General features: G+C 45.2%; 24 protein-coding genes. 20 read left to right on the top strand and 4 right to left on the bottom strand.

All coding sequences use genetic code 11. The features are described 5' to 3' along the window. The first annotated feature begins 152 nt into the window (after positions 1–152). Both argS and R2J37_RS10560 read left to right on the top strand, forming a co-directional pair. Positions 153–1919: an arginine--tRNA ligase gene (argS, locus tag R2J37_RS10565; RefSeq protein ID WP_230105735.1), complete on the top strand. Its 1767-nt coding sequence runs from the start codon at positions 153–155 to the stop codon at positions 1917–1919. A 7-nt stretch (positions 1920–1926) separates the two neighbouring features. Next, positions 1927–3090 carry an alanyl-tRNA editing protein gene (locus tag R2J37_RS10560; RefSeq protein ID WP_316264938.1) on the top strand — a complete coding sequence of 388 codons (1164 nt, stop codon included), beginning with the start codon at positions 1927–1929 and terminating at the stop codon, positions 3088–3090. Between the two features lie 46 nt (positions 3091–3136). On the opposite strand, the gene R2J37_RS10555 is transcribed toward R2J37_RS10560, so the two are convergent. Further along, a complete protein-coding gene (locus R2J37_RS10555) occupies positions 3137–3628 on the bottom strand; it encodes a prolyl-tRNA synthetase associated domain-containing protein (RefSeq protein WP_316264936.1) in 492 nt (163 codons plus the stop codon). A gap of 204 nt (positions 3629–3832) precedes the next feature. On the opposite strand from R2J37_RS10555, the gene R2J37_RS10550 reads away from it, so the two are divergent. The 6 genes from R2J37_RS10550 to R2J37_RS10525 all read left to right on the top strand — a co-directional run bounded on the left by R2J37_RS10550 (position 3833) and on the right by R2J37_RS10525 (position 10578). Continuing rightward, on the top strand, positions 3833–4810 hold the full coding sequence (locus tag R2J37_RS10550; protein WP_316264934.1) for a CPBP family intramembrane glutamic endopeptidase: 978 nt from the start codon (positions 3833–3835) through the stop codon (positions 4808–4810). A gap of 134 nt (positions 4811–4944) precedes the next feature. After that, entirely contained in the window at positions 4945–6093 is a 1149-nt protein-coding gene (locus R2J37_RS10545; RefSeq protein ID WP_316264932.1) for a C40 family peptidase, read from the top strand. A 204-nt stretch (positions 6094–6297) separates the two neighbouring features. Next, complete coding sequence (locus R2J37_RS10540; RefSeq protein WP_230105740.1) at positions 6298–7437, top strand: C40 family peptidase; 1140 nt, start codon at positions 6298–6300, stop codon at positions 7435–7437. A gap of 224 nt (positions 7438–7661) precedes the next feature. Further along, on the top strand, positions 7662–8429 hold the full coding sequence (gene rpsB, locus R2J37_RS10535; protein WP_230105741.1) for a 30S ribosomal protein S2: 768 nt from the start codon (positions 7662–7664) through the stop codon (positions 8427–8429). Between the two features lie 44 nt (positions 8430–8473). Further along, complete coding sequence (gene tsf, locus R2J37_RS10530) at positions 8474–9397, top strand: translation elongation factor Ts (protein ID WP_256193823.1); 924 nt, start codon at positions 8474–8476, stop codon at positions 9395–9397. Between the two features lie 320 nt (positions 9398–9717). Then, on the top strand, positions 9718–10578 hold the full coding sequence (locus R2J37_RS10525) for an iron-containing alcohol dehydrogenase (protein WP_316264928.1): 861 nt from the start codon (positions 9718–9720) through the stop codon (positions 10576–10578). A gap of 123 nt (positions 10579–10701) precedes the next feature. Here R2J37_RS10525 and R2J37_RS10520 read toward each other — a convergent pair whose 3' ends face one another. Then, complete coding sequence (locus R2J37_RS10520) at positions 10702–11544, bottom strand: LysR family transcriptional regulator (RefSeq protein WP_316264926.1); 843 nt, start codon at positions 11542–11544, stop codon at positions 10702–10704. Between the two features lie 147 nt (positions 11545–11691). Here R2J37_RS10520 and R2J37_RS10515 point away from each other — a divergent pair, with 147 nt between their 5' ends. Genes R2J37_RS10515 through R2J37_RS10505 form a run of 3 tightly spaced genes read left to right on the top strand, consistent with a single transcriptional unit; the run spans position 11692 to position 13794 of the window. Next, positions 11692–12543: an aldo/keto reductase gene (locus R2J37_RS10515; protein WP_316264925.1), complete on the top strand. Its 852-nt coding sequence runs from the start codon at positions 11692–11694 to the stop codon at positions 12541–12543. Between the two features lie 22 nt (positions 12544–12565). Further along, positions 12566–13345: an EFR1 family ferrodoxin gene (locus R2J37_RS10510; protein WP_316264923.1), complete on the top strand. Its 780-nt coding sequence runs from the start codon at positions 12566–12568 to the stop codon at positions 13343–13345. Between the two features lie 20 nt (positions 13346–13365). Next, on the top strand, positions 13366–13794 hold the full coding sequence (locus R2J37_RS10505; RefSeq protein WP_316264921.1) for a flavin reductase family protein: 429 nt from the start codon (positions 13366–13368) through the stop codon (positions 13792–13794). Positions 13795–13977: 183 nt separating this feature from the next. Here R2J37_RS10505 and R2J37_RS10500 read toward each other — a convergent pair whose 3' ends face one another. Beyond that, entirely contained in the window at positions 13978–14352 is a 375-nt protein-coding gene (locus tag R2J37_RS10500) for a BlaI/MecI/CopY family transcriptional regulator (protein WP_316264920.1), read from the bottom strand. 125 nt (positions 14353–14477) lie between these two features. Here R2J37_RS10500 and R2J37_RS10495 point away from each other — a divergent pair, with 125 nt between their 5' ends. From R2J37_RS10495 to R2J37_RS10480, 4 genes are read left to right on the top strand one after another with little or no spacing between them, the layout of a single operon-like run. Then, positions 14478–15167: a DNA-3-methyladenine glycosylase family protein gene (locus tag R2J37_RS10495; protein ID WP_276535517.1), complete on the top strand. Its 690-nt coding sequence runs from the start codon at positions 14478–14480 to the stop codon at positions 15165–15167. Between the two features lie 19 nt (positions 15168–15186). Next, positions 15187–15717 (top strand): methylated-DNA--[protein]-cysteine S-methyltransferase, encoded by a 531-nt coding sequence (locus tag R2J37_RS10490; RefSeq protein WP_316264919.1) that lies wholly within the window; start codon positions 15187–15189, stop codon positions 15715–15717. Between the two features lie 26 nt (positions 15718–15743). Beyond that, positions 15744–16349, top strand: coding sequence for a uridine kinase family protein (locus tag R2J37_RS10485; protein ID WP_316264918.1), 606 nt, complete (start codon positions 15744–15746; stop codon positions 16347–16349). A 2-nt stretch (positions 16350–16351) separates the two neighbouring features. Further along, positions 16352–17149: an EFR1 family ferrodoxin gene (locus R2J37_RS10480; RefSeq protein WP_230105756.1), complete on the top strand. Its 798-nt coding sequence runs from the start codon at positions 16352–16354 to the stop codon at positions 17147–17149. Here R2J37_RS10480 and R2J37_RS10475 read toward each other — a convergent pair. Beyond that, positions 17121–18164, bottom strand: coding sequence for a LacI family DNA-binding transcriptional regulator (locus R2J37_RS10475; RefSeq protein ID WP_316264917.1), 1044 nt, complete (start codon positions 18162–18164; stop codon positions 17121–17123). The two genes, R2J37_RS10480 and R2J37_RS10475, sit on opposite strands and share 29 nt — an antisense overlap. 281 nt (positions 18165–18445) lie before the next feature. On the opposite strand from R2J37_RS10475, the gene R2J37_RS10470 reads away from it, so the two are divergent. The 5 genes from R2J37_RS10470 to R2J37_RS10450 all read left to right on the top strand — a co-directional run bounded on the left by R2J37_RS10470 (position 18446) and on the right by R2J37_RS10450 (position 25864). Then, positions 18446–18601: a hypothetical protein gene (locus R2J37_RS10470; RefSeq protein ID WP_316264915.1), complete on the top strand. Its 156-nt coding sequence runs from the start codon at positions 18446–18448 to the stop codon at positions 18599–18601. An 81-nt stretch (positions 18602–18682) separates the two neighbouring features. Further along, positions 18683–20947 (top strand): glycogen/starch/alpha-glucan phosphorylase, encoded by a 2265-nt coding sequence (locus R2J37_RS10465; protein ID WP_316264913.1) that lies wholly within the window; start codon positions 18683–18685, stop codon positions 20945–20947. A gap of 21 nt (positions 20948–20968) precedes the next feature. Further along, a complete protein-coding gene (malQ, locus tag R2J37_RS10460) occupies positions 20969–22438 on the top strand; it encodes a 4-alpha-glucanotransferase (RefSeq protein ID WP_316264912.1) in 1470 nt (489 codons plus the stop codon). 12 nt (positions 22439–22450) lie between these two features. After that, the gene (locus R2J37_RS10455) at positions 22451–24214 is read left to right on the top strand and encodes a glycoside hydrolase family 13 protein (RefSeq protein ID WP_316264910.1); all 1764 of its coding nucleotides are present in this window, start codon (positions 22451–22453) and stop codon (positions 24212–24214) included. Between the two features lie 15 nt (positions 24215–24229). Continuing rightward, a complete protein-coding gene (locus R2J37_RS10450; protein ID WP_316264909.1) occupies positions 24230–25864 on the top strand; it encodes a glycoside hydrolase family 13 protein in 1635 nt (544 codons plus the stop codon). The last annotated feature ends 73 nt before the right edge of the window (positions 25865–25937 follow it).

Genomic DNA, 25937 nt, shown 5'->3' with positions numbered 1-25937 from the left:
TTTTATTATTGGTTATTCGAGGGTAGCATAGTTTCGCGGAAATGGCAAGGAAAATCCAGTTTGTCAAAAGAGAGATATTGAGGGAAAGGGGGAATTATGGTAGACTGTAGAATGATCAAAGGGTATTGTGGAACAGGAATGGAGGAAAAAAGATGAAAAAGCTTTTAGATAAGATAACCGCAGAAATGGAAGAGGCTTTTGAAGAAGCGGGCTATGACAGATCCTATGCAAAGGTAACGCTGTCAAACCGTCCGGATCTGTGTGAATACCAGTGTAATGGGGCTATGGCGGGAGCCAAGGTTTATAAAAAAGCGCCGATAATGATTGCAAAAGATGTGGTGTCTCAGATCGGGAGACAGGGCTGCATTGCAGAAGCAGAAGCAGTTGCTCCGGGTTTTATTAACCTGAAGATTGATGACAGATACCTTGCATCTTATTTGAATGATATGGCGGGAGAGGAAACGCTTGGTCTGGAAAAGACAGAGAATCCGGAAATGATCGTTATAGATTACGGCGGACCTAATGTGGCAAAGCCTCTCCATGTAGGGCATCTCCGATCCGCGATCATTGGAGAAAGTGTCAAGAGAATCTGCAGAGCAATGGGGCATAAGGTTCTTGGAGATATACACATGGGAGACTGGGGCTATCAGATGGGACTTATAATTACAGAGTTAAAGAAACGCCAGCCTGATCTTCCGTATTTTGATGAGTCTTTTGAAGGAGAATATCCCAGTGAGGCGCCATTTACCATCGGAGAGCTGGAAGAGATTTATCCGACTGCAAGCGCCTATGCTAAAGAGCATGAAGAATACAGGGAAGAAGCATTGCATGCTACCTATTTGCTTCAGAACGGACACAAGGGATATACCGCTATCTGGAAGCATATCATGCAGGTTTCCGTGGCGGATCTGAAGAAGAATTATGCCAATTTAAATGTGGAGTTTGATCTGTGGAAGGGAGAGGCGGATGCGCAGGCCTATATTCCGGACATGATCGAACGGCTGAAAAAAGAGGGGTTTGCAAGGGTAGATGACGGAGCCCTTGTCATTGATGTAAAAGAAGAGACAGATACGAAAGAAATTCCTCCATGTATGATCCAGAAATCAGACGGGGCCTCTTTGTACGGGACGACAGATCTTGCTACTTTAGTCCAGAGAGAGGAAGACTATCATCCGGATCAGGTGATCTATGTAGTGGATAAGCGCCAGGAACTTCATTTTACACAGGTATTCCGGGCAGCGAAAAAAACCGGGATCGTACCGGAAAAGACAAGGCTTCGTTTCCTTGGATTTGGTACAATGAACGGAAAGGACGGAAAGCCCTTTAAAACAAGAGAGGGCGGTGTAATGCGCCTGGAGAACCTGATCCGTGAAATTAACGAGGAGATGTACCACAAGATCACGGATAACCGGACAGTGGGCGAAGAGGAAGCAAAGGAGACTGCCGGAATTGTGGGAATGTCTGCTATTAAATATGGAGATCTGTCTAATCAGGCCAGCAAGGATTATGTATTTGATGTGGACCGCTTTACATCATTTGAAGGAAATACAGGTCCCTATATTCTTTATACTATTGTACGGATCAAATCCATTCTTCATAAATATGAAGAAATGGGAAAACATCTGGAAGATCTTTCTGTCAGCGGAGCTCACAGTGACAGTGAAAAGGCGCTTATGCTGGAAATTGCCAAATACAATGCTGTCATGGAGACCGCTTATGAGGAAACAGCGCCTCATAAGATCTGTGCGTATATTTATGACCTGGCAAATGCATTCAATCGTTTCTACCATGAAACGAAGATCCTGGCAGAGGAGGATGAAAAAGTACAGGAGAGTTATATTGCAGTTCTGATCCTGACAAAGAGAGTACTGGAGGCATGTATCGATATACTTGGATTTGAAGCGCCGGAAAGGATGTAGACAGGAAATGGAGATTGGGCAGACAGAGAAGCTTTTTTATCAGGACAGTCACATGAAAGAATTTGATGCGAAAGTGCTTTCCTGTGAAAAGGATAAAAAGGGCTATCGTGTTATTTTAGAGAGGACCGCATTTTTCCCGGAAGGCGGAGGGCAATATGCTGATACCGGATGGCTGGATGAGGCAGAGGTCTGGGATGTGAAGGAAAAACAGGGAACTGTCCATCACATAACGGATCGTCCTTTGGAAGTAGGAAAAACTGTTCACGGGAAAATCAGCTGGGAAGAGCGTTTTGAAAAGATGCAGCAGCATACGGGAGAACACATCATTTCCGGGCTTGTACACGCCCGCTTCGGGTATGATAACGTAGGCTTTCACCTGGGAAATGATTACTGTACTATGGATTTTAACGGTCCTATCACGCCGGAAGAGCTGGAGGAAATTGAGTGGGAAGCCAACAGGGCAGTTGCCCTGAATCTGAAAGTAGAGACACTTTACCCCTCCAGGGAAGAGCTTTCCTTTATGGAATACAGAAGCAAAATAGAGATCGAAGGCCAGGTAAGGATTATAGAAATTCCGGGATTTGATGTCTGTGCATGCTGCGCCCCTCACGTAAAGAGAACAGGGGAGATCGGACTGATCAAGCTGGTAGGGAGGATGAACTACAAAGGCGGAGAGAGGATTACCATGCTGTGTGGGTTCCGGGCGCTTAGAGACTACCGGATCAAACAGGCAAATGTAAAAGCCATAGGAAATCTGTTGTGTGAGAAGGAAAATGAGACAGCAAAAGCTGTGGAAAAGCTGAAGGCGGAGCGGGATGGCTGGAAAAATAGAACATTGCTCCTCCAGCAGAAGCTTTTGAGATACCAGGCAGCTGAAACAGCAATAAGAGAAGGCGTGACCTGGATATTTGACAGCGGGCTGGAAGGAAACGGGCCAAGGGAGCTGATGAATGCTTTGCTTGACAGAGGGGCAAAAATAGCGGCTGTGTTTGCCGGAACATCAGAGGAAGGGTATCGCTATGTGATCGGAAGCAGGAAAGAGGATGTCCGTCCGTTCGGAAAAGAGCTGAACGAAAGGTTTGACGGCAGAGGCGGCGGCAAACCGGAGATGGTTCAGGGAAGCCTGAAAGGGAAGCAATGCCTTATTGAGGAATATCTGAAGAATAAATAAAAGGAAAGGACATGGGATGCAAAATCCATGTCCTTTTGCCGTTCCATTATAATTTGATTTTTATGACATCTACATCGAGATCCCACAGAAATTTGTCCAGGTCTTTGAAAGAAAGGAAAACGGTAGCAGTGTTTTCCAGAGGATGGATCCCGAGACTTTTACAGCGGGAAAGATCCTTGTCGATAAAAAATTCCACCTCATGATCTGTGTCATTCATAAGTCCGAAGGGGGAAACGCTTCCCTGTTTTAAGCCAAGATACTGTTCCAGGCGTTCCTCTGAGGCGAAGCTTAGATTGCCGGCTCCAAGCGCGCGTCCAAGAGACTTGAGATCTACTTTTTTCTTTTCATCGCAGGTGACAAGGAAGTGACGTTTGCCTTTGGAATCCCGAAGAAAAAGATTTTTGCACAGAGTACCCTTTTCCGGAAGGCCGAGGCGGTCCATGTCCTCCATAGTATGAACAGGTTCATGTTCAACGACTTCATATTTAATACCGAGTTTATTCAGTGCGTCATAGACACGCTGTTTCTGATCTTCCATATTATAAAACTCCTTTCCTGAAAATTATATTTACTATTATATGGCCTGGAGACAGGAAAGTAAAGAAAAGGAAGCGGAATCAGTCGGCAGAGAGTTTATACTTTTTTAATTGAAACTTTTGTAAATGAGAAGTAGAATAAGAAAATCAGGAGTTTTATGTACTGTTACATATTTAGATTTGGAAAGTGAGGAACAGAAATATATATGAGCAATCCATGGGAAAATCCCGGAACAGATCCCGGGTCCGTTGAACCGGGGCAGGAACAAAAGAAAGACGAACAGGAGAAGACGCCCATACCGTCAATGCCGAAAGTATATAAAACCGGTGCATGGTATGTGTTTGTGCCTCTGGTGATCAAATTAGTCGTCAGTATGGTTGTCAGTATGGCGGCAGCGGGAATATACAGCTTTTTTTACATGTCCAACCACTATGATGAAGCAGTGGGGGCAATGCAGAATCAGGATGCCATGACGGATATGACTTTGACAATAACAGAGCAGCTGATGCAGTATACCACACTGCTGGAGGGGATCAGCGCATTGCTTGTGATTCCTATTATGTTGTTTTTGTTTCACAGGGACCGTAAGAATGAAAAATTTCTTGGAATCGTGCCGAACAAAAAAGCTTCTTTGTGGCAGTATGCAGGTGTGATCGGCATTTCGGCTGTCTTGTGTGTGGGTGTAAATAATCTGATCATAATCGGAAATCTTCAGTCGATGAGTGCATCATATCAGCAGACTACAGATGCCCTTTACAGTGCATCCCTGCCCGTACAGGTGATTTGTCTGGGCCTTTTGGTACCTGCAGCTGAGGAACTGGTATTCCGCGGGGTGATGTTCAGGAGGATGCGCCAAAGAGCAGGATTTATCCGCTCGGCAGTTTCCGCATCTTTGATCTTTGCCGTTATTCATGGAAATATGGTTCAGATGATCTATGCTTTTTTCATGGGAATGGTGCTCTGTTACTTATATGAAAAATACGGATCTGTCAAAGCTCCGGTATTGGGGCATATGGTAATGAATCTTGTTTCAATTGCAGCTACAGAAACGGCTGCCTATGAATGGATGATGCAGCAGCCTATGAGGATCGGTATTATTACGGTTGTATGTGCAGCAGCGGCGTCCAGTATATTTGTGCTGATACAGCGCATTGATGAGAAACCGGTTCAGCCGTCAGCTTAAATATTACGGAAATATTACAAAAATTAAAAAAGTATTGCAAAAATATAAATTTTAATTTATATTAAATGTATGGGAGGGGAAACACAGCAACAGGAAACAGACATAGCAGATAATTGAAAAGGGACAGAATTAAGATGAACAGAATAGGAAGAACACTGCTGATGACAGCATTAGCCAGTTCTTTAGCCACGACATCGGTACTTGCTGCACCGTCGGCTGCAGAGCTGGAAGAGAAAAAAGAGGCAGCTACAGAAGAGGCAGAGTCCTTGCAGGAACAGTTGACAGAGCTTATTACCAAGATCGGATCAATGGAAGAACAGCTGATCAAGACCGGAGAGAAGATCATACAGGCCGAGGAAGATTTGGAGGAAGCCGAGAAAAAAGCAGAAGAACAATATGATTCTATGAAACTTAGGATCAAATATATGTATGAAAGCGGAGAGTTAAGTTCTCTGGAAACCCTTATATCGGCAAAAGACTTTTCAGATCTGGTTAACAAAGCGGAATATATTCAGAATGTTCATACATATGACCGGCAAAAGCTGGAAGAACTGGAACAAACAGAAGCAGAAATAAAAGATCTGAAGGAAACTCTGGAGACAGAGCAGAAAAAGCAGCAGGATATGCAGGAACAATATGAGCAGGAGGAAGAAAACCTGAATGCGACTCTGACAGAGAAGAAAGCAGAGATTGCTGACTTTGACGAGCAGATTGCAGCAGCAGCTGAGGCGGCGGCACAGGAAGCGGCGCAAAGAGAGGCCGAGGCAGCAGCGGCAGCAGGACAGGAGGAATCCGGCGAAAGTGACAGTTCACAGCAGGATGAGTCTGACAACAGCACATCCTCTGAAAATACATCCGGCGGTACAGAGTCGGGCGGCAGCTCTTCGTCGGGAAGCGGTTCCTCATCGGGAAGCAGTTCCTCGTCAGGAAGTTCCTCCTCTTCGGGAAATACTTCTGTGGCACAGGCAATTGTAAATGCGGCTTACAGCCAGTTGGGAGTTTCTTATGTATATGGCGGTTCCACTCCGGGATCTGCCCTGGATTGTTCCGGGCTTGTGCAGTACTGCCATTCTGTTGCGGGAATTTCTCTTCCGAGAACTTCTTATGCACAGGGTGGATGCGGAGTGGCAGTAACGGATCCGCAGCCGGGAGACATTGTGTGTTATGGAAGCCATGTAGGAATTTACATTGGCGGAGGGAAAATGATACATGCTCCGAAACCGGGAGATGTTGTAAAAATTGCCAGTGTTTACGGATCTCCGTGGTACAGGAGATGCTGGTAATCCGGTGAACATAAAGCTGAAAGCAGGAAGGCAGTAAAAAGAATTGCCTTCTTGTTTTTATTTCTTGGAAAATTTGTTGAAATTGCAGAAAAATTGTTGTATTCTTATTGTGTATAAATATAAATCAAGGTAATGGCGCTTCCGCAAAAGAGCGCGAAACAGACAGAAGTTAACAGCATACAGATAGAGATAAGGTGGGAGAGTATGAAGAAAAAAATAGTACAGGCAACTGTCACGGCGATGCTGGTCAGCTCCATGGTAGTATGTCCTGTTTTTGCAGAACCATCCATAGATGATCTGAAAGATAATAAAGCAGCTGTGGAAGGGGAAGTGACATCTCTGCAGAGTCAGTTGACAAGCATTCTTGACAAGATCAACACACTGGAAAGTGATCTTTCAAAAAAGCAGGAAGAGATTGAAAAGGCCAATGTCGATCTGGAAGAAGCTATTGTGCAGCAGCAAAAGCAATTTGCAGATATGAAAAAACGAATCCAGTATATGTATGAAGCGGGAAATGGAAATGAATTGGAGATCCTTCTCTCCGCGGAAAATTTTTCGGATTTGATCAATAAAGCAGAATACATACAAAATGTACATGAGTATGATAAAGAAAAGCAGGCGGAATGTGAAGCTACAACAAAGAAGATAGAAGAGCTGTCCGCCACACTGCAGGAAGAGGCAGAGTCTCTGGAAAAAATGCAGGTACAGTTGGAAGAGGACAAGACTTCCCTTAATACGATGATAGATGGGAAACAGTCAGAGATTGCCCAGCTGGATGCCAGCATCCAGGAGGCGGTGGCAGCCCAGAAAGCAGAAGAGGAAAAACGTCAGCAGGAAGCAGCACAGGCAGCAGCGGCCCAGGAGGCTGAAGAAAATAGCAACCAGTCCCAGCAGGGAAATAATTCCGCCGGAAACGAAAACAGCAACAGCGGATCAAACGGAGGAGGATCCGGAAGTTCATCAGGCGGAGGAAATGCATCGATTGTGCCGCCGCAGGGGACAGACGGAGCGGCAGTTGTGGCGTATGCAAGACAATTTCTCGGAAATCCTTATGTACTGGGAGGCAACAGCCTGACAAATGGAATTGACTGTTCCGGGTTTACCCAGCAGATTTATGCAAAGTTCGGAGTCAGTCTTGGAAGGACGGACAGTTCACAGGCTTATGCGGGAGTGGAAGTACCGCTTTCACAGGCACAGGCGGGAGACCTTCTGGTGTATTACGGACATGTAGGCATCTACAATGGAACCGGGGGGATCATCCATGCATCAGCTCCCGGAGTAGGTATCGTAGAGTGGAGTGACTGCACTTACAGGCAGATCCGCAGTGTCAGAAGAGTTCTGTAGTAAAATATCAATGAAGAGAGAAAAATGATCATGAAAGTGCCGGAAAGCCAGAAAAATGCTTGCATCCGGCACTTTTTTATGGTATTATATTCAAGTCGCAAAAAAACACGCATATGTCTGCCTGTAAAGGTGCCTAAGCCTTTTTGATGGATTACAGGATGAAAGGCCGGTCTTACGGGAAATGCAATGTGCGGAAGTAACAAAACCAAATGGAGGAAAGAAACATGAGTGTTATTTCAATGAAGCAACTTTTAGAGGCAGGTGTTCATTTCGGACATCAGACAAGAAGATGGAACCCTAAGATGGCTCCGTACATCTACACAGAGAGAAATGGTATCTATATCATTGACCTTCAGAAATCTGTAGGAAAAGTAGATGAAGCATATCAGGCAATTTCCGATATCGCAGCAGAAGGCGGAACAATCCTGTTTGTAGGAACAAAGAAACAGGCACAGGACGCTATCAAAACAGAAGCAGAGCGCTGCGGTATGTTCTATGTAAATGAGAGATGGCTGGGCGGAATGCTCACAAACTTCAAGACAATCAAGAGCAGAGTAAACCGTCTGAAAGAAATCGAAGCAATGGCGGAAGACGGAACATTTGACGTACTGCCGAAGAAGGAAGTTATCCAGCTGAAGAAAGAGTGGGAGAAACTGGAGAAAAACCTTGGCGGAATCAAAGAAATGAAGAGACTGCCGGATGCAATTTTCATCGTTGACCCGAAGAAAGAAAGAATCTGCGTTCAGGAAGCACATACACTTGGCATTCCGCTTATCGGTATTGCAGATACAAACTGTGATCCGGAAGAGCTGGATTATGTAATTCCGGGAAATGACGATGCAATTCGTGCAGTAAAACTGATCGTTTCCAAGATGGCAGATGCTGTTATCGAGGCAAATCAGGGAGAAACAGGTTACGAAGAAGAATATGCAGAAGGTGAAGAAGCTTACGAAGAGCAGGCTGAAGAAGCTGCAGAAACAGTGGAAGCTTAATTAAAACCCCTTGTATAAATAAGATTTCGACGGAGGAATGAAAAATGGCAGTTACAGCTAGTATGGTAAAAGAATTAAGAGAACTGACAGGCGCCGGAATGATGGACTGCAAGAAAGCTCTTAATGAAACAAATGGAAATATGGATGAGGCGATCGAATACCTGAGAAAGAACGGTGAGGCAAAGGCAGTGAAGAAAGCCGGAAGAATTGCCGCTGAAGGTATTGTAATGGCAGAAGTAAAAGATGACAAAACAGCAGCAATTGTTGAAGTGAATTCAGAGACAGACTTCGTTGCAAAGAATGCTGATTTCCAGGCATTTGTAAAAGCTGTTGTTGATCAGGCAATTGCATCAGAGTCCAAAGATATGGATGCATTCATGGCAGAGGCATGGAACGAAGACGCTTCCAAGACAGTAAAAGATGTTCTGACAGAGAAAATTTCTGTTATCGGAGAGAACTTAAGCATCAGAAGATTTGAAAAGATCGTATCTGACGGATGTGTCGTAGCATATATCCATGGCGGCGGACGTATCGGTGTTCTCGTAGAGGCGGAAACAGATGTCGTAAACGATGAGATCAAGACATGCCTGAAGAATGTAGCTATGCAGGTTGCAGCTATGTCTCCGAAGTATGTATCCCGTGAGGAAGTTTCACAGGAATACATTGATCATGAGAAAGAGATCCTGCTTGCACAGGCTAAACTGGAGAATCCGAACAAACCGGAGAACATCATTGAGAAAATGATTATCGGACGTCTCAACAAAGAGATGAAAGAGATCTGTCTGTTAGACCAGGTATATGTTCAGGACGGCGACCTTACAGTTGCAAAATATGTAGAGAAGGTTGCAAAAGAGAACGGCGCTAACATGACTGTTAAGAAATTCGTTCGTTTCGAGACCGGAGAAGGAATCGAGAAGAAGGAAGAGGATTTCGCAGCAGAAGTTGCAAAACAGATGGCTGGAAACTAAGTGAATCAAGTCCGAAGGACGCAGATGAACTGTAGTTGGAAGCTATGCAGCGTTGCTTAGCGAACCGAGCATGAAAGGCGAAGGTGAGGTTAGCAACAGTCGCATGGGAATGTAATTTTCTAAAATAAAAGGTGCGTGAAGCCCTTGAAAATCCCGTAAAACGGGTATTTTCAAGGGCTTTTTTGCGTTCCGGAGCGAATTGAAACCCGAAGAGGAATTGCTGTAAATTCATAGTGAAATATCTTTAAGTTAATGATATTTCCCGTTTTACGGAAGGTGCGAAACTTGCAAAAGAAAACAAGATTGATTTCATTCTTGCAGTGGGAGGCGGTTCCGTGATCGACTGCTGTAAGATTGTAGCAGCGCAGGCAAAGACGGAAAAAGATTTATGGGAGATGGAGATGACAGACCATCAGTTTCCGACAGATGTCCTGCCAATGGGGGCAATTGTTACAGCATCCGGAACAGGAGCAGAAATGAACGGAGGTGCGGTCATTACCAACGAAGAGAAGGTGATCAAAGCGGGGATGGCAGCGGCAGCTCCCAGATTTGCAATCCTCGATCCTTTATACACTGCGTCCGTTCCGAGAATGCAGGTGATTTCCGGGGCGTTTGATACATTGAGTCATGCGATGGAAACTTATTTCGGAAATTCCGATCAGGACAATGTTTCTGATGATGTGGCGCTTGCAATCATGAAAAATACAGTTGTGAATATGAAACGACTGATGGGAAATGTAGACGATATACAGGCGAGAGGGAATCTGATGTGGGACTCTGCTATGGCAGAGAACGGGATTTTGAAAGTGGGAAGAGTGACGGATTTCCAGGCACATCAGCTGGAGCATCAACTTGGCGCATATACCGACTGCAATCACGGACAGGGTCTTGCAGTGATTCATCCCGCTTACTACCGTCATGTTGTAGAAGATGCTGAAGAGAAGTTTGAAAAGTTTGCTAAAGAAGTATTTGGTGCAGATACAGCCCGGGCAGGTGTGGCGGCTCTGGCAGACTTTATTAAAGCATGCGGTCTTCCAACAAAGATGAGCGAACTGAAGTCTAAAGTAGAGATTACTCCGGAAATCTTACGCAATGTAGCAGATACATGCAACGTAATCAAGTGCGGGCCGAGAGAACTTAGCCGTGATGAAATATACGATATTCTGATGGAATGTATGTAAACATATTTAAGAGGAAAGATGCTTTTCCGTTTACTCCTTGGCAGTGATGCGGCACGGGCAGCGCAAAGTGTATTAAAAGACAGGCTGCAGGAAATTATGGACTGGATGGATGTAAGCCGCAGGTCAGATTACAGATAAAAATAATTTCCGAACTTTCGAAAGAGTTTTTTTCAGGCATACCATATGATAAGTAACCTTTGCCTCCGGATCAAGTATCGGGACAAGAACACGGTCTGCAGAGTTCCAGTTATCCGCAAGAGCTATATCGGATACAAAACATGGAAGGATGGAGGAAGACATCAGCTCTTCAAAGGCGAATCGGTCGGTCTGCACCAGAAAGCGGGAATGCGGCATTTTTTCCCGCGGCAGACTATGCCAGAATCCTATATCTGAATACAGAAGCATATTTTCTCCATCCATTTCTTTCATATAGATTCCATTGCTGCCAGCAAATCGATGCCCGGAAGGGACGGCGAAAAAAAGAGTTTCCGTTTCTGTTTTCTGTATATACAGATCTTTATCTTCCGGACGATAGGGCAGGATAATAATCTGATAGAGTTCAGAACGGAGTCCCTCGATTAAAGGTTCACAATCCCGGCATTCAGAAGAAATGGTCATCTCAGGATACAGATGTGTTGCATTCCGGACCGCTGTGAGCATAGGCATAGGAGCGCAGGAGCCAATGGAGATCGTACGCCCGGCACGATCCAGTGCCCGAACCCTTTCTACCATACTGTCAGTTTGCTCTAGTATTCGCCTTGCATAATCTGCAGCCAACTCTCCGTTGGCATTGAATTCCAGATGGTTCTTTGTGCGTAAAAACAGCGGTACGCCAATTTCATCTTCCAGTTTCTGCATGGAACGAGTCAGAGTGGGCTGGGAAATATGCAGTTCTTCAGCAGCTTTCGAAAGTGTGCCGTATCGGGCAAAAGCCTCAAGATGTCTTAGATGTTCGTGTTCGATCATATCGGTGTCACCTCATTTTCAGTATTCATATATAGTATAGCACAATGCGGGATTGATATTGTACTTTTTCTGAAATACTTTTTATAATTTACATTGTAAACAGGTTATGGGTATACCACATTCGGAAAGAAAAAGGAGGATATGATCATGGAATATGTAACATTAAATAATGGAGTAAAGATGCCTAAGGAAGGATTTGGAGTATTTCAGGTGCCGGATCCGGCGCAGTGTGAGCAGGCGGTTCTTGATGCCATCGCAAGCGGCTACCGTCTGATCGATACAGCAGCTGCATACATGAATGAGGAGGCAGTCGGGGAAGCCATTGCAAAGTGCGGCGTGCCGAGAGAAGAGCTGTTCATTACCACAAAGCTCTGGGTACAGGATGCAGGTTATGAAGAGGCAAAGAAAGCTATCCGGACATCTCTTGACAAATTGGGACTTGACTATCTTGATCTGTATCTGATCCATCAGCCCATGGGTGATTATGTAGGAGCATACCGGGCAATGGAAGAGGCGTATAAAGAAGGCACATTAAAGGCTATCGGCGTTTGCAACTTCTATCCGGCACGCCTTGCGGATCTGTGTGAGACTGTGGACGTGATCCCGGCAGTAAATCAGGTGGAACTGCATCCTTTCTTCCAACAGGAAAATGCACTTGCCCTGATGAATGAGTATGGCGTGATTCCGGAGGCATGGGGACCTTTTGCAGAAGGAAATCATGGGATTTTTACCCATCCGGTGCTCTCTAAGATTGGCGAAAAGTATGGAAAGAGCGCTGCTCAGGTAGCTCTTCGCTGGAATGTGCAAAGAGGCGTAGTGGTAATTCCGAAGTCTGTGCATAAGGACCGTATGGAGCAGAATATAGCTATATGGGATTTTAAATTAAGTGACGAGGACATGGCAAAGATCGCCGAACTGGATTTGGGTCACAGTGAGATTGTCAACCACGATGATCCTGCATTTACTAAAATGCTTCATAGTCTGAAAGTTCACGATTAAAGCAACGGGAGGTTCCTGGAAGATGATCTTCTATTTTACCGGAACAGGAAACAGTCTCTATGCAGCGAAACAGATTGGAGGAGAGTTGATAAGCATTCCCCAGGCAATTCACAGGAAAGAGCAGAGCTGGAGGGCAGAGGAGATTGGGATTGTCTGTCCTGTGTATGGACATGAAATGCCTGCTATGGTAAAAGGATTTTTAAAAAAGGCAGAATTTCAGACAGAGTACTTTTTTCTGATCCTGACTTATGGAAATATACATGGCGGCGCTGCAGAGCTGGCACAGCAGGAACTGAAACGATGCGGGAAAAGGGCAGACTATATAAACACTCTGAAGATGATAGATAATTTTCTGCCATCTTTTGATATGGAAGAGCAGATCGCATCTGAGCATGGAAAACAGATTGAGAAACATCTAAGCCGGATATGTTCAGACATTAAGAAGCGTATACATTGGATACAGCCGGCCACAGAAGAAGACCGGCTGTGGCATCAGAAATATCTGGAATATCAAAAGTCCGTCCCGACAGAGCAGTGGAAACACATTTATCAGGTGACAGAGGAATGCATCGGCTGCGGAATCTGTACACGGGTCTGTCCGGCGGGATGTATTGAACTGAAAAAACAGAGGGCAGTCCACATAATGAAAAATTGTCAGATGTGTATGGCATGCATCCACCACTGTCCGGAAAACGCCATCCGTTTGACAATCCCGGAAAAGAACCCGGCGGCCCGATATCACAACGAACATGTCCGCCTTACAGAGATCGTAAAGGCGAATCATCAGGATGCAATGCAGTAAATCAAAAAACGAAGCGCAGAGTGCGTTTCCAAGTTTCAGGAGGTATCATAACAACGGATAATCTTCTCCGGAATAAGGCGTTCACTGTCAGCGTGGGAGATGTGGAACATATGGCTGCCTGTGACTACGTGGGGATGGTTTCTGCAAATAAGGAAGAGAATAAGATGGAGAAAGCAGGATTTACAACCACAAAAAGTGAGTTTGTCAATGCGCCGGTGATCAATGAACTTCCTCTTACATTGGAATGTGAGCTGACGGATGTGATCGGCGGGTCCAAAATTTTTGGAAAGATTGTCAATGTGAGCATTGATGAAAAGGTTCTTGGGGAGGATGGGGAATTGAGTCTGGAAAAGTTCAGTCCCATTACTTACGATACAGTGCATTACGGATATTACAGGCTGGGAGAGAGAGTCGGAAATGCCTTTAAAGACGGAAATGCACTGAAATAGACACAGCTGGTTTTCCTATATTGTATGGGGAATCAGATACAGTAAGGATAGAGTTTAGAAAGAAAAAGAGCAATCGGAATGGTTGTTCTTTTTTACATAAGAATAAGATCCCGATCATACCGCTGATCAATAAATTGCAGATGAAAAAATGTATGATGAAGTCAGTCATATAAATCCTTCTCCTTAATCAGAGTCTTTGGAAAGGATGGAACGTAAATTGCGGAGTTCTGTTTCTGACAGTTGATTGTTTTCCAAATATGATGAAAGCATTGCGCTGATGTTTCCATCATAGAAACGGTTCAGGAACGAATTGCTCTGCTGATTGATATATTCGTTTTCTTCTACGAGAGGAGTATAAACAAATACACGCCCCTGTTTTTCATAAGTCAAAGCGCCTTTTGTCACAAGACGTTTTATAAGAGTCTGGATTGTTTTCGCACTCCACGAAGTAGTCTTCAATAGGCGATCTGTTATTTCATTTGTGCTGATGGGAGCAAATTTCCATATAACCTTCATAACTTCAAACTCAGCTTCAGAGATCTGTGGTAAAGCAGACATAATCATTCCTCCCTTGAATCTTACATCTGTAATAAAAATATTATAGTATGTTCCGGTGCATTAGTCAAATAAATGAAGATTCGGATGACCGGGCAAAACTTATAAAGTGTTGAGAAGAAAGAAAAATGATAGTATTATTAATAATAAGAAAATGCAGGAGAAAAGGAGGAACACCGGTGTATTTCTCGTATGGTAAAACCGAAGTGGAATACCTGAAAAGCAGAGACAAAATTCTAGGTGAGATCATAGATAAGATCGGCCCCGTTGAGCGTAAAGTGGATACGGATTTATTTTCATCTGTCGTTCATCATATTATCGGACAGCAGATTTCCACAAAAGCCCAGGAGACGATCTGGAAACGAATGCAGGATGGACTTGGCAGTGTTAATGCAGAAAGCATTGCGGCGGCGGATGTTTCCGCTCTGCAGTCTTTTGGGATCACATTCCGTAAAGCGGAATATATCAAAGATTTTGCCAAAAAGGTAGAGAGCGGGGAATTTGATCTGGACAGTATTTCTCACATGTCCGATGAGGAGGCAGTCAGGCGGCTGGCATCTCTGAAAGGGATCGGTGTGTGGACAGCAGAAATGATCCTCCTATTCTGTCTCCAGCGTCCTGATATTTTCAGCTATGATGATCTGGCGATCCTAAGGGGGCTGCGAATGGTCTATCATCACAGAAAAATAGATAGGAAGCTATTTGAAAAATACCGCAGACGATTCAGTCCCTGCTGCAGCGTTGCAAGCCTTTACCTCTGGGCTGTAGCAGGAGGCGCTATACCTGGTATGAAGGACTATGCGCCAAAAAGGAAATGACAGGAAATGGAGGGAGCATATGCAGTACATCAGTCATTACAGATCGCCGCTGGGTGATATTCTTCTGGCGGCAGATCAAAACTGCCTGACAGGATTGTGGTTTGAGGGACAGAAATATTTTGCCCTTCATCTGGATAAAGAAAGGGAAGAAAAAGAAATTCCGGTCTTTGAGAAAACGAAGGAGTGGCTTGATATTTACTTTTCCGGGAAGGAGCCTGACTTCACAGTGCCTCTTCGTTTTATTGGGACGGATTTCCAGAAGGAAGTGTGGAAGATCCTCTGTTCTATTCCATATGGACAGACCATGACTTATGGGGAGATTGCAGGAAAGCTTGCTGAAAAAAGAGGAAAAAAGAGCATGTCAGCCCAGGCGGTAGGCGGCGCTGTGGGACATAACAGAATTTCCATTCTTGTTCCCTGCCACCGGGTTGTGGGAAGCGACGGAAGCCTGACGGGATATGCAGGCGGGATTGAGAAAAAAGTGAAACTGCTGACATTGGAGAAGGCGGATATGAAGTCTTTCTTCCTCCCAGATAAAGGAACGCTATAATGAAACTGTGTGGGAGGAAAATGCGGATGGACTGGATGAGCAAAGTGCTCTCGGGAACAAAAGATCTGCTGAAATGCAAGGATCATGTCCTGGTGGGGATAGATGGCAGGTGTGCGGCCGGAAAGACTACATTTGCGGCCGGGCTGCAGCGAAAAGAAGGCTGCAGTGTGATTCATATGGATGACTTTTTTCTGCGTCCGGAACAAAGGACGCGAGAACGATTAGAGTGTCCGGGCGGAAATGTGGACTATGAACGTTTTCGGGAAGAGGTTATGGAACCGCTGATAAAAGGTGAAAAATGTTTTTACAGACCTTACGACTGTCATCTGCAGACGTTTGGAAAGGCAAAATGCATAGAACCGGGACGGCTGACGGTCGTGGAAGGATCTTATAGCTGTCATCCTGCTTTGTGGAACTATTATGACCTCCATGTTTTTATGACAATTGATCCGGCTTTGCAGATACAGAGGATTGAAAAACGGAATAGAGAAAAGGTCAGAGATTTTCGGGAAAAATGGATTCCTTTGGAGGAAAAGTACTTTTCTGCATGCAGAACAGAAGAAATGTGCGAGATAAAAATTTCTGATTTTATTTTGAATGAAACAAATTGCGAAGAAGGAAAGGAAGAGTAAAAATGAAGGGAAGACAAATAATTTTCAGCCCTACAGGAGGAACGAAAAAAGTAGCGGATCTTCTTGCAGGAGAATGGAATCTGAAAAGAGAGGCGGTCGATCTGACAGATCCTTCTGTGGATTTTGGAAGTATTTCCGTGGAAAAAGAAGAGCTGACGCTTATTGCGGTGCCGTCCTATGGCGGACGTGTTCCAGCGCTTGCAGCAAAACGGTTCCGTCAGATCAAAGGAAATGGGGCAAGGTGTGTGATTGTCTGTGTGTACGGCAACAGAGCCTATGAAGATACTTTGACAGAGCTTGAGGATCTGGCGGAAGAATGCGGATTTGAGGTTATAGCGGCAGTAGCTGCCATTGCAGAGCATTCTATTATGCATCAATATGCGACAGGCAGACCGGACAGAGAAGATGAACAGGAATTGAAGGAATTTGCAGAAAAAATCTGGAAGAAGTTTCAAGAAGAGCAGAGTAAAGGGCAAATATGGGAGCAAGAAAAGAGAAAAATATCAGACTTTAAAGTGCCGGGGAACCGTCCTTACAAAGAATCTGCCCCTGTGCCTATGGTGCCGAAAGCAGAGGATGGATGCAACCAATGCGGAATCTGTGCGAAGAAATGTCCTGCAGAGGCAATTTCTCTCAATCATGTACAGGAAGCAGATGAGAAAAAGTGCATTTCCTGTATGCGCTGTGTGGTTGTATGCCCTGCCGGGGCAAGAAAAATAAATGCAGCGGCAGCAGCTGCCGTTGCACAGAAGATCGAAAAGGCCTGCTCTGTCAGAAAGAGGAATGAACTGTACTGTTAAGATCAGGTGTGTTAGCATCAAGCGGCACTTTGGCAGGGCCGGTGGAATTTCTGACAATCAGACTTGCATGGAGGAGAAGAGTTCCGATAGCAATTCCATTCATCAGGCTTTCCAGTGCATAGTATCCGCTTTTGCCAAGCTGGATCCGTTCCTGGCGCACGGTTGTGAGAGGAGGGGCGGTGTAGGCGCAGATGGGAAGATCGTCAAATCCGATGATACTAATATCGTCCGGAATGCGGTATCCCATCTGCTGGCACTGGATCATAGCAGCATTGGCAATAAGATCGTGGCTGCATATGATGGCGGTAACCCCGAGATTTAAAAGCCGGGGAAGATGTTTCTCCATGCACTGGGTAATATAGTAGGAGCTCCCGGCATAGGTAGGATCGCTTTTCAGGCCATTTTGGCGAAGTGCCGAAAAGAAAGCTTTGTGGCGGACCTGCATAATGTGCGAGCCAAGGGCGTGGCTTAGATAGCCGATTTTTTTATGCCCCTTTTGTTTTAAGTGAGAGACAGCCAGCTCCATCCCCTCGCCATTGTCGATCCCTACATATCCGATATGGGGATTTGCCATAATATAGTTGTCGTAAAGGACGGTGGCAGTGTGGCTTGTGTGGAAGTCTTTCATCCAGGGGTCGCTTAAAGAAAAGCCCAGGATGAAGGAGCCAAGATAGTCATGCTTCAGCATAAACGTATCATAAGAATAAGATTTCTGCAGTTTTTCCGTTACCGGAATAATGTCTACTGAATAGCCGGCCGGTTCCGCCATCTGCCGGAATCCTAAGATAATCTCATACCCAAAATCGTGAGGGTTCTCATAATCCATATTTTCAATCAGAATACAAAGTCGGCGTACCCCTCCGGGACGCCGTATTTTTGTATATCCCAATTCTACAGCTGTTTCAAGTACATTTTTTTGTAAAGTTTCGCTGATGTCAGTTGCCCCATTGAGCGCTTTGGAGACAGTACCCTTGGAAATCCCCAGTTTATCAGCAATATCCTGTATTGTAGCCATATAAGGACCGCCCTTTCTTTTGGAAAATATCTGTTCATATTATAGCTAAGTAAAGATAGAAAATCAACGGATTTTAGGTAAAACAAAAGAAAGTTTCGTATATTTTCGAAAAGGAAATATGAGTAAGTAGAAAAACTATACAAAAAAATGAGAAAAAAACTATGAAAAATAGATAAATCTTAAAATTTGTACAGATGAATTATTGACTAAAATAGAAAGAGAAGGTATGATTAACACATAACGAAACAATACGAAACTTTTAAGGAAATGGAGATGAAGTAATGAAGAAGAGAGGGTTGGCGCTGCTGCTTACTGCCGGACTTCTGGCGACCGGACTTAGCGGCTGTGCCGGACAATCTGAAGGCGGAGCAGGAGAGACGGAAAAAGTCCGCCTGATGGAAGGCCTGGAGTGTGGGAGAAATACTTCGGGTATATGAAAATCTGGAAAAATAGTATATGATAAAGAATATGATGAAAGTGGATCACAGAAATGTGATAGATAGAAAGGAGATACAAACATGGAACAGGCATTGGAAATGATGTTGCAGGAAAAATTTCATAAAGGAATCAAAGAAGCATCAAAGGAAGAGATTTACACAGCGCTTCTTTGTGTGACAAAAGATAAAATGAAAGGCATGAAGGCTAATACCGGAGACAGAAAGCTGTACTATATTTCAGCGGAATTTCTCATCGGAAAGCTTTTGTCCAATAATCTGATCAATCTGGGACTTTTCGAGGAGACAAGGGAGGTACTGAAAAAGTACGGGCATGATATCACAGAGATCGAGGAGATGGAACCGGAGCCTTCTCTTGGAAATGGAGGACTTGGCCGGCTTGCGGCCTGCTTCCTTGATTCCATTGCAACACTGGGACTTGCAGGGGACGGAGTGGGCCTTAACTACCACGAAGGTCTCTTCCTGCAGAAATTTGCAGATCATAAGCAGTGGGAGGATAAAAACCCATGGATTACGGAAAACAGCTGGCTGACCAAGACAGACCGCCATTTCCAGGTTCCTTTTAAAGATTTCACATTGACGTCTACTATGTATGACATTGATGTGCCGGGCTATGAAAGCGGATGCAATAAACTGCATCTCTTTGACCTGGATACCGTAGATGAAGGGCTGATTCATGATGGAATCCAGTTTGACAAGACAGATATCCGGAAGAATCTGACCCTGTTCCTCTATCCGGACGACAGTGATGAGGCGGGGCACCTTCTTAGGATCTACCAGCAGTATTTTATGGTGAGCAATGCTGCACAGCTCATTATCCGTGAAGCGGAAGAAAGAGGCGTAAACCTTTATCATCTGCATGAACATGTGTGCATCCAGATCAATGACACTCATCCGACTATGGTGATCCCGGAACTGATCCGTATTCTCACAAGTGAGAAAGGCTTTAATATGGACACAGCCGTAGATGTGGTGAGAAAGACATGTGCCTATACGAATCATACGATCCTGGCAGAGGCTCTGGAGAAATGGCCGGTTGCCTACCTGGAGCAGGTAGTGCCCCAGCTTATGCCGATCATCCGTGACCTGGATGCAAGAGTCAGAAGAGACTTCCACGATGAGAGAGTCTACATTATTGATGAGCAGAACCGTGTACACATGGCTCACATTGATATCCATTACGGCTATGCTGTAAATGGAGTTGCCGCTCTTCACACAGAGATCCTCAAGGAATCTGAGCTGAAGCCGTTTTATGACATTTATCCGGAGAAGTTCAACAATAAGACCAACGGTATTACTTTCCGCAGATGGCTGCTCCACTGCAATCACAGACTGGCAGACTATTTGAAAGAGCTGATCGGAGAAGGATTTGTAAAAGACGCTTCCCAGCTGGAAAAGCTTCTGGAATATCAGAATGATGAGAAAGTGCTGGCACAGTTGAAGGAGATCAAAAAAGAGGCTAAAATTGAGCTGAAAAATTACCTGAAGATGACACAGGGCATTGAGATTGACGAGAACTCTGTCTTTGATATCCAGATCAAACGTCTCCATGAGTACAAGAGACAGCAGATGAACGCTCTTTATGCTATTTATAAATACAAAGAGATCAAGAAAGGCAATCTTCCGAAACGCCCGGTCACAATGATTTTCGGCGCAAAAGCGGCTCCTGCCTATACGATCGCAAAGGATATCATCCATCTGATCCTCTGCCTTCAGGAACTGATTGAGAAAGATCCCGAGGTAAGGAAATATCTGCGCATTGTGATGGTGGAAAATTATAATGTAACGAAAGCAGAGAAGCTGATCCCTGCATGTGATATTTCCGAGCAGATCTCTCTTGCCTCCAAAGAAGCATCCGGAACAGGAAATATGAAATTCATGCTGAACGGAGCAGTGACACTTGGAACAGAAGACGGCGCCAATGTAGAGATCCATGAGCTGGTAGGCGATGACAATATTTACATTTTCGGTGAGAAGTCCGAGAAAGTCATTGATCTGTATGCAAATGCATCTTACTGTTCCAAAGACATTTACGAAAATGATCCTATGGTGGAAGAGCTGGTAGACTTCATTATCAGCAAGGATCTGATCCGTATCGGAGATCCGGTGAACCTGGGACGTCTGTATAAGGAAATCGTAGGAAAAGACTGGTTCATGACACTTCTGGATGTGAAGGATTATATCCGCACAAAGGAACAGATGCTGGAAGACTATGAAGATGAAAAGAGCTGGGCAAAGAAGATGCTGGTAAATATTGCCAAGGCGGGATTCTTCTCTTCTGACAGGACCATCGCGGAGTATGACAGAGACATCTGGCATTTATCATAGGCAGCAGGGGGATAGAAAGCAATGAGACAGACAGGAATATTGATGCCGGTATCTTCCCTTCCCTCCCGGACAGGGATTGGGGAGCTGGGAAGCAGTGCATATCAGTGGATCGATATGATGAAAGAAAACGGCATAAAGATATGGCAGATCCTTCCTCTGAATCCGGTTGGGTACGGAAATTCTCCGTACCAGCCTTATTCCTCCTATGCGGGGGATGAGCTGTATATCAGCCTGGATATTCTGAAGGAGGAAGGGCTTTTGACAAGCCTTCCGGAGAGCTTCCGGGAGAAAGAGAAAAGGGTGGACTATGATGCAGTCCGTTCCTTTAAGATTCCTTACCTGAAAGAAGCTTTTGAAAGGTTCCGGGAACAGAAACTGGATCAGGAAGCAGACTACCGCCAGTTTGCAGATCAGGAATGGGTGAAGGAATACAGTGTATTCCGCGCACTGAAAGCGGCAAACGGCGGAACATGCTGGAACGAGTGGAAAGAAGAGGACAAAAACTGGCCGGAAACCCGGCGGCAGCTTACGGAGGAAGAAAGAGAGGAAGCTGCTTTCCACGTTTTTCTTCAGTATCAGTTCTTCAGACAGTGGATGAAGGTAAAGAAGGCAGCCAATGACAGCGGCGTCCGGATCATGGGAGATGTGCCTTTCTATGTGGGGGTAGACTCTGTGGACGTATGGGGCGGGAAAGATAATTTCCTTCTTGATACCGACGGACGGCCCATTTTCATTGCGGGAGTGCCGCCGGATTATTTCAGCGCGACAGGACAAAGATGGGGAAATCCTATCTATGACTGGGACTATATGAAGGAGCATGAGTATCGGTTCTGGCAGGACCGGATCGGTTACAGCGGAAAGCTTTTTGATATTGTGCGTATTGACCATTTCCGGGCTTTTGACACATATTGGAAGATCCCGTCTACCTGCCCCACAGCTGTCGAGGGAGAATGGATCGAGGCACCGGGATATGAGGTGCTTGATATCCTGACCGAAAAGCTGCCGGATGTGGAGCTGGTGGCTGAGGATTTGGGAGATCTGCGCCCGGAAGTTCTGACGCTGAAGGAACACTATCATTTAAAGGGTATGAAGATCCTCATGTTCTCCATTGAGACGAAAGGAAAATATGCATACGACAGCTTCCATGATACGGAAAATATGATCATTTACACGGGAACTCACGACAATGATACCCTCATGGAATGGTACGGTAATTTAAACACTGCCCAAAAACGCAAAGTAAGAAAATTCTTAAAAAGGCAGGGATGCAGCCAGGGATCCGTAAAGGAGAGACTGCTCCATTATACTTTAAAAAATAAGGCGGAGTACGCCATTGTTCCAATGCAGGATATTCTGGGACTTGGAGAAGAAGGCCATATGAATACACCGGGAACAGTCGGCTCTCCAAACTGGGAATGGCGCCTTCCGGATTTCCATGAGGCCGTGGAAGACTTAAGATCTCTGAGAAAGGAAATGACAGATCGGAAATAGAAAGGGACAGCAATGGAATTTACAGGAGTTTATCATAAAACATCGGAACAGATGAGCTATGCGCTCAATGAAAATGAGCTGGTGGTAAACCTTAAGACCGGCTATGACGTCAGACGGGTGTTCATTCATCACGGGGATCCCTTTGAAGCAGGAATCCTGGGAGGAAATGAGAAGTGGACGGGAACAAGGGAGGAGATCGTATTTAAGAAACGGCTCCGCCATCAGATCTGGTGGACCACAACCCTTCAGCCGCCTTACAAAAGATGCAAGTATTATTTTGAACTCCATACGGAAACGGAGATCTGGTATTACTGTGAAGACGGTTTTCTGACAAAAGACCAGATAGACATGGAGGGGCGGATGATCCAGTGCTTTACCGTTCCATGGATGAATCCGGCGGATGTAAACTGCACCCCGGGGTGGGTTAACGATACGATATGGTATCAGATCTTTCCGGATCGGTTCTGCCGCGGGGAAATAGAAGGGGAAAGAAAAGAGGATTTCGTTCCCTGGAGAAAAGGCAAGGTCACCAATGAGGAGAGGTTTGGCGGCAACCTGGAGGGAATCAGGCAAAAGCTTCCCTATCTTGCGGATTTGGGAATTACTGGTATCTATTTGAATCCTATCATGGAGGCCGAGTCCAATCACAAATACGACACTACAGACTACACAAAGATCGATCCTCATTTCGGAGATAAAGAAACATTTGCGAAATTAGTAAAGGAGGCTCATAGTCTTGGTATTCGGATCATGGTGGACGCAGTGTTTAACCACTGTGGTCCTAAGTTTGCTCCATGGCAGGATGTGCTGGAGAAAGGACAGAAATCTCCTTACGCCGACTGGTTTATGGTGCAGACCTGGCCGCTTCTCAAAAAGCGTGCGGATACAAGGGACGGCAGATTTTATTCCTTTGCTTTCGCCGATCAGATGCCGAAGATCAATACCAACAATGAAGAAGTGATCGATTACTTCTGCGGCGTGTGTGAAGGGTGGATCACAGATTATGATATTGACGGGATCCGGTTTGACGTGGGAAATGAAGTGTCCCACCGTTTTCTGAAAAAGATTCGGGAACATTTAAAGAGATGCAAAGAGGATATTTATCTTCTGGGAGAGATCTGGCATGATGCAAGCCAATGGCTGATGGGGGACGAGTATGACTCTGTGATGAATTATCCGCTGATGAGCGGGATCCATGACTTTTTCCTGGACAAAGGGATGAAAAAAGAGGAGTTTGAGTATATGATAAACCGCTGCTATACCATGTATATGCAGCAGAATAACAATGTCATGTTCAACCTTCTGGATTCGCATGATACGGAGCGGCTGATGAACCGTTTTCACGATCTGGATATGTTTTACCAGCAGCTTGCCGTGCTCTTTACCATGCCGGGAAGTCCCTGTATCTATTATGGTACAGAGATCGCCATGGAGGGCGGACACGATCCGGACTGCAGAAGATGTATGCCATGGGATGAGCTTGAGACTCCCAAAAATCAGGAAAAGATCCGGTCTGTAAAATCTTTGATCCGGATGAGGAAAGAAGAGGACGCCTGCAGGAGCCTCTATTTCCACTTTCCGGGGGAATATGAAAATGAGAGATGTGTGGAGTACATTAAGTTGGACGAAAACCAGAATGAGCTGGAGGTTCTCTTGAACTGTTCGGAAAATGAGATGAAAGTAAGACCGGAAGGAGAAATCCTTTTTTCCAGAAAATACAAAGACGGTATTTTAGAAAAAAACGGAACTCTGATCCGAAGAAAGAAGAAACGATAGAAGGAGGAGCTGCAAATGGTTAAGACAGAGAAAAAATGGTGGAAGGATACAGTAGTTTACCAGATCTATCCCCGTAGCTTCCAGGACAGTAACGGCGACGGAATTGGCGACATCAGGGGGATCATACAAAGGCTGCCTTACCTGGAAGAGCTGGGAGTTGGCGCCCTGTGGCTCTCCCCTGTATGCCGCTCTCCCCAGGACGACAATGGCTATGATATCTCGGATTACCAGGATATCGATCCCATGTTCGGGACGCTGGATGACATGGAAGAACTGATTCAGAAGGCAAAAGAATGCGGAATACGCATTATTATGGATCTTGTCCTGAATCATACCTCAGATGAGCACCGCTGGTTTAGGGAAGCAAGGAAAAGTAAAGACAATCCTTACCACGATTACTATGTGTGGAGAGATGGAAAAGAGAGCAAACTTCCCAATGATATGGAATCTGTGTTTGGAGGACCGGCATGGGAATGGGTGCCGGAGCTTGGACAGTATTATTTTCATCAATTTTCCGTAAAACAGCCGGACCTTAACTGGGAAAATCCCAAGGTGCGCCGCGAGATTTACGATATGATCCTGTGGTGGATGGATAAGGGCGTCGGGGGCTTCCGGCTGGATGTGATCGACCAGATCGCCAAGGAGCCGGATCTGAAAATTACAAATAACGGCCCGAGGCTTCATGAATTTATCCGGGAGTTAAGCAAGGAGACGTTCCAGAAGGGCGATCTGATCACAGTAGGAGAGGCATGGGGTGCAGATACCGAGAGGGCGAAGCTTTACAGCAATCCTGACGGCAGTGAATTTTCTATGGTATTTCAGTTTGAACACATCGGTCTTGACCAGCAGGAGGGAAAGACGAAGTGGGATCTTAGCCCTCTTCCCTTTGTGAAGCTGAAAAAGACTCTTGCAAAATGGCAGACAGAATTGGCAGGACAAGGATGGAACAGCCTGTTCTGGAACAACCATGATCTTCCCCGCATTGTCTCCAGATGGGGAAATGACGGAAAATACCGGGTGGAATCCGCCAAGATGCTGGCATCTGTGCTGCATGGAATGCAGGGAACTCCCTATATTTATCAGGGAGAAGAACTTGGAATGACCAACGTGCATTTTGATGATATCAGCCAGTATAAAGATATTGAAACGCTTCACATGTATGAGGAGCGGATGGAAGAGGGATATTCCGAAGAGGAAGTGATGGCCTCTATCTATGCAAAAGGCCGGGATAACGCCCGTACACCGATGCAGTGGGATGAGAGCAGACATGCAGGTTTCACAAAAGGAACTCCCTGGATTGCAGTCAATCCCAATTATCGGGAGATCAACGCTGCCAGGGAAATGGCGGATCCGGATTCTGTTTTTCGCTATTATCAGAAGCTTATCAGACTGCGAAAAGAATATCCTGTCTTTGCAGACGGCGTATTCTCGTTGCTTCTTGAGGAAGATGAGCAGATTTTTGCCTACACAAGAACCGACGAAGAGTCAGAGCTTTTGGTATGGGCCAACTTTACGGACCGTCCGGCGCAGTGTACTTGGCCGGAAGAGTGGAAGGAAGCCGAAGTGCTTCTTAGCAATTACGACAGCAGTATGAAAGCAAATGAGCTGCGGCCTTATGAGACGGTCATGATGATCAGGACCTTACAATAAAACATCATAAAACATTAAATTTTCTTTAGAAAATCTTTCGATTCTTATAGCGTCCTCCTTTAGATTTTTGGGG

It is taken from the genome of Claveliimonas bilis, assembly GCF_030296775.1.
GTDB classification, from domain to species: Bacteria; Bacillota; Clostridia; order Lachnospirales; family Lachnospiraceae; genus Claveliimonas; species Claveliimonas bilis.
This window is presented reverse-complemented; position numbering and strand designations above follow the sequence as displayed.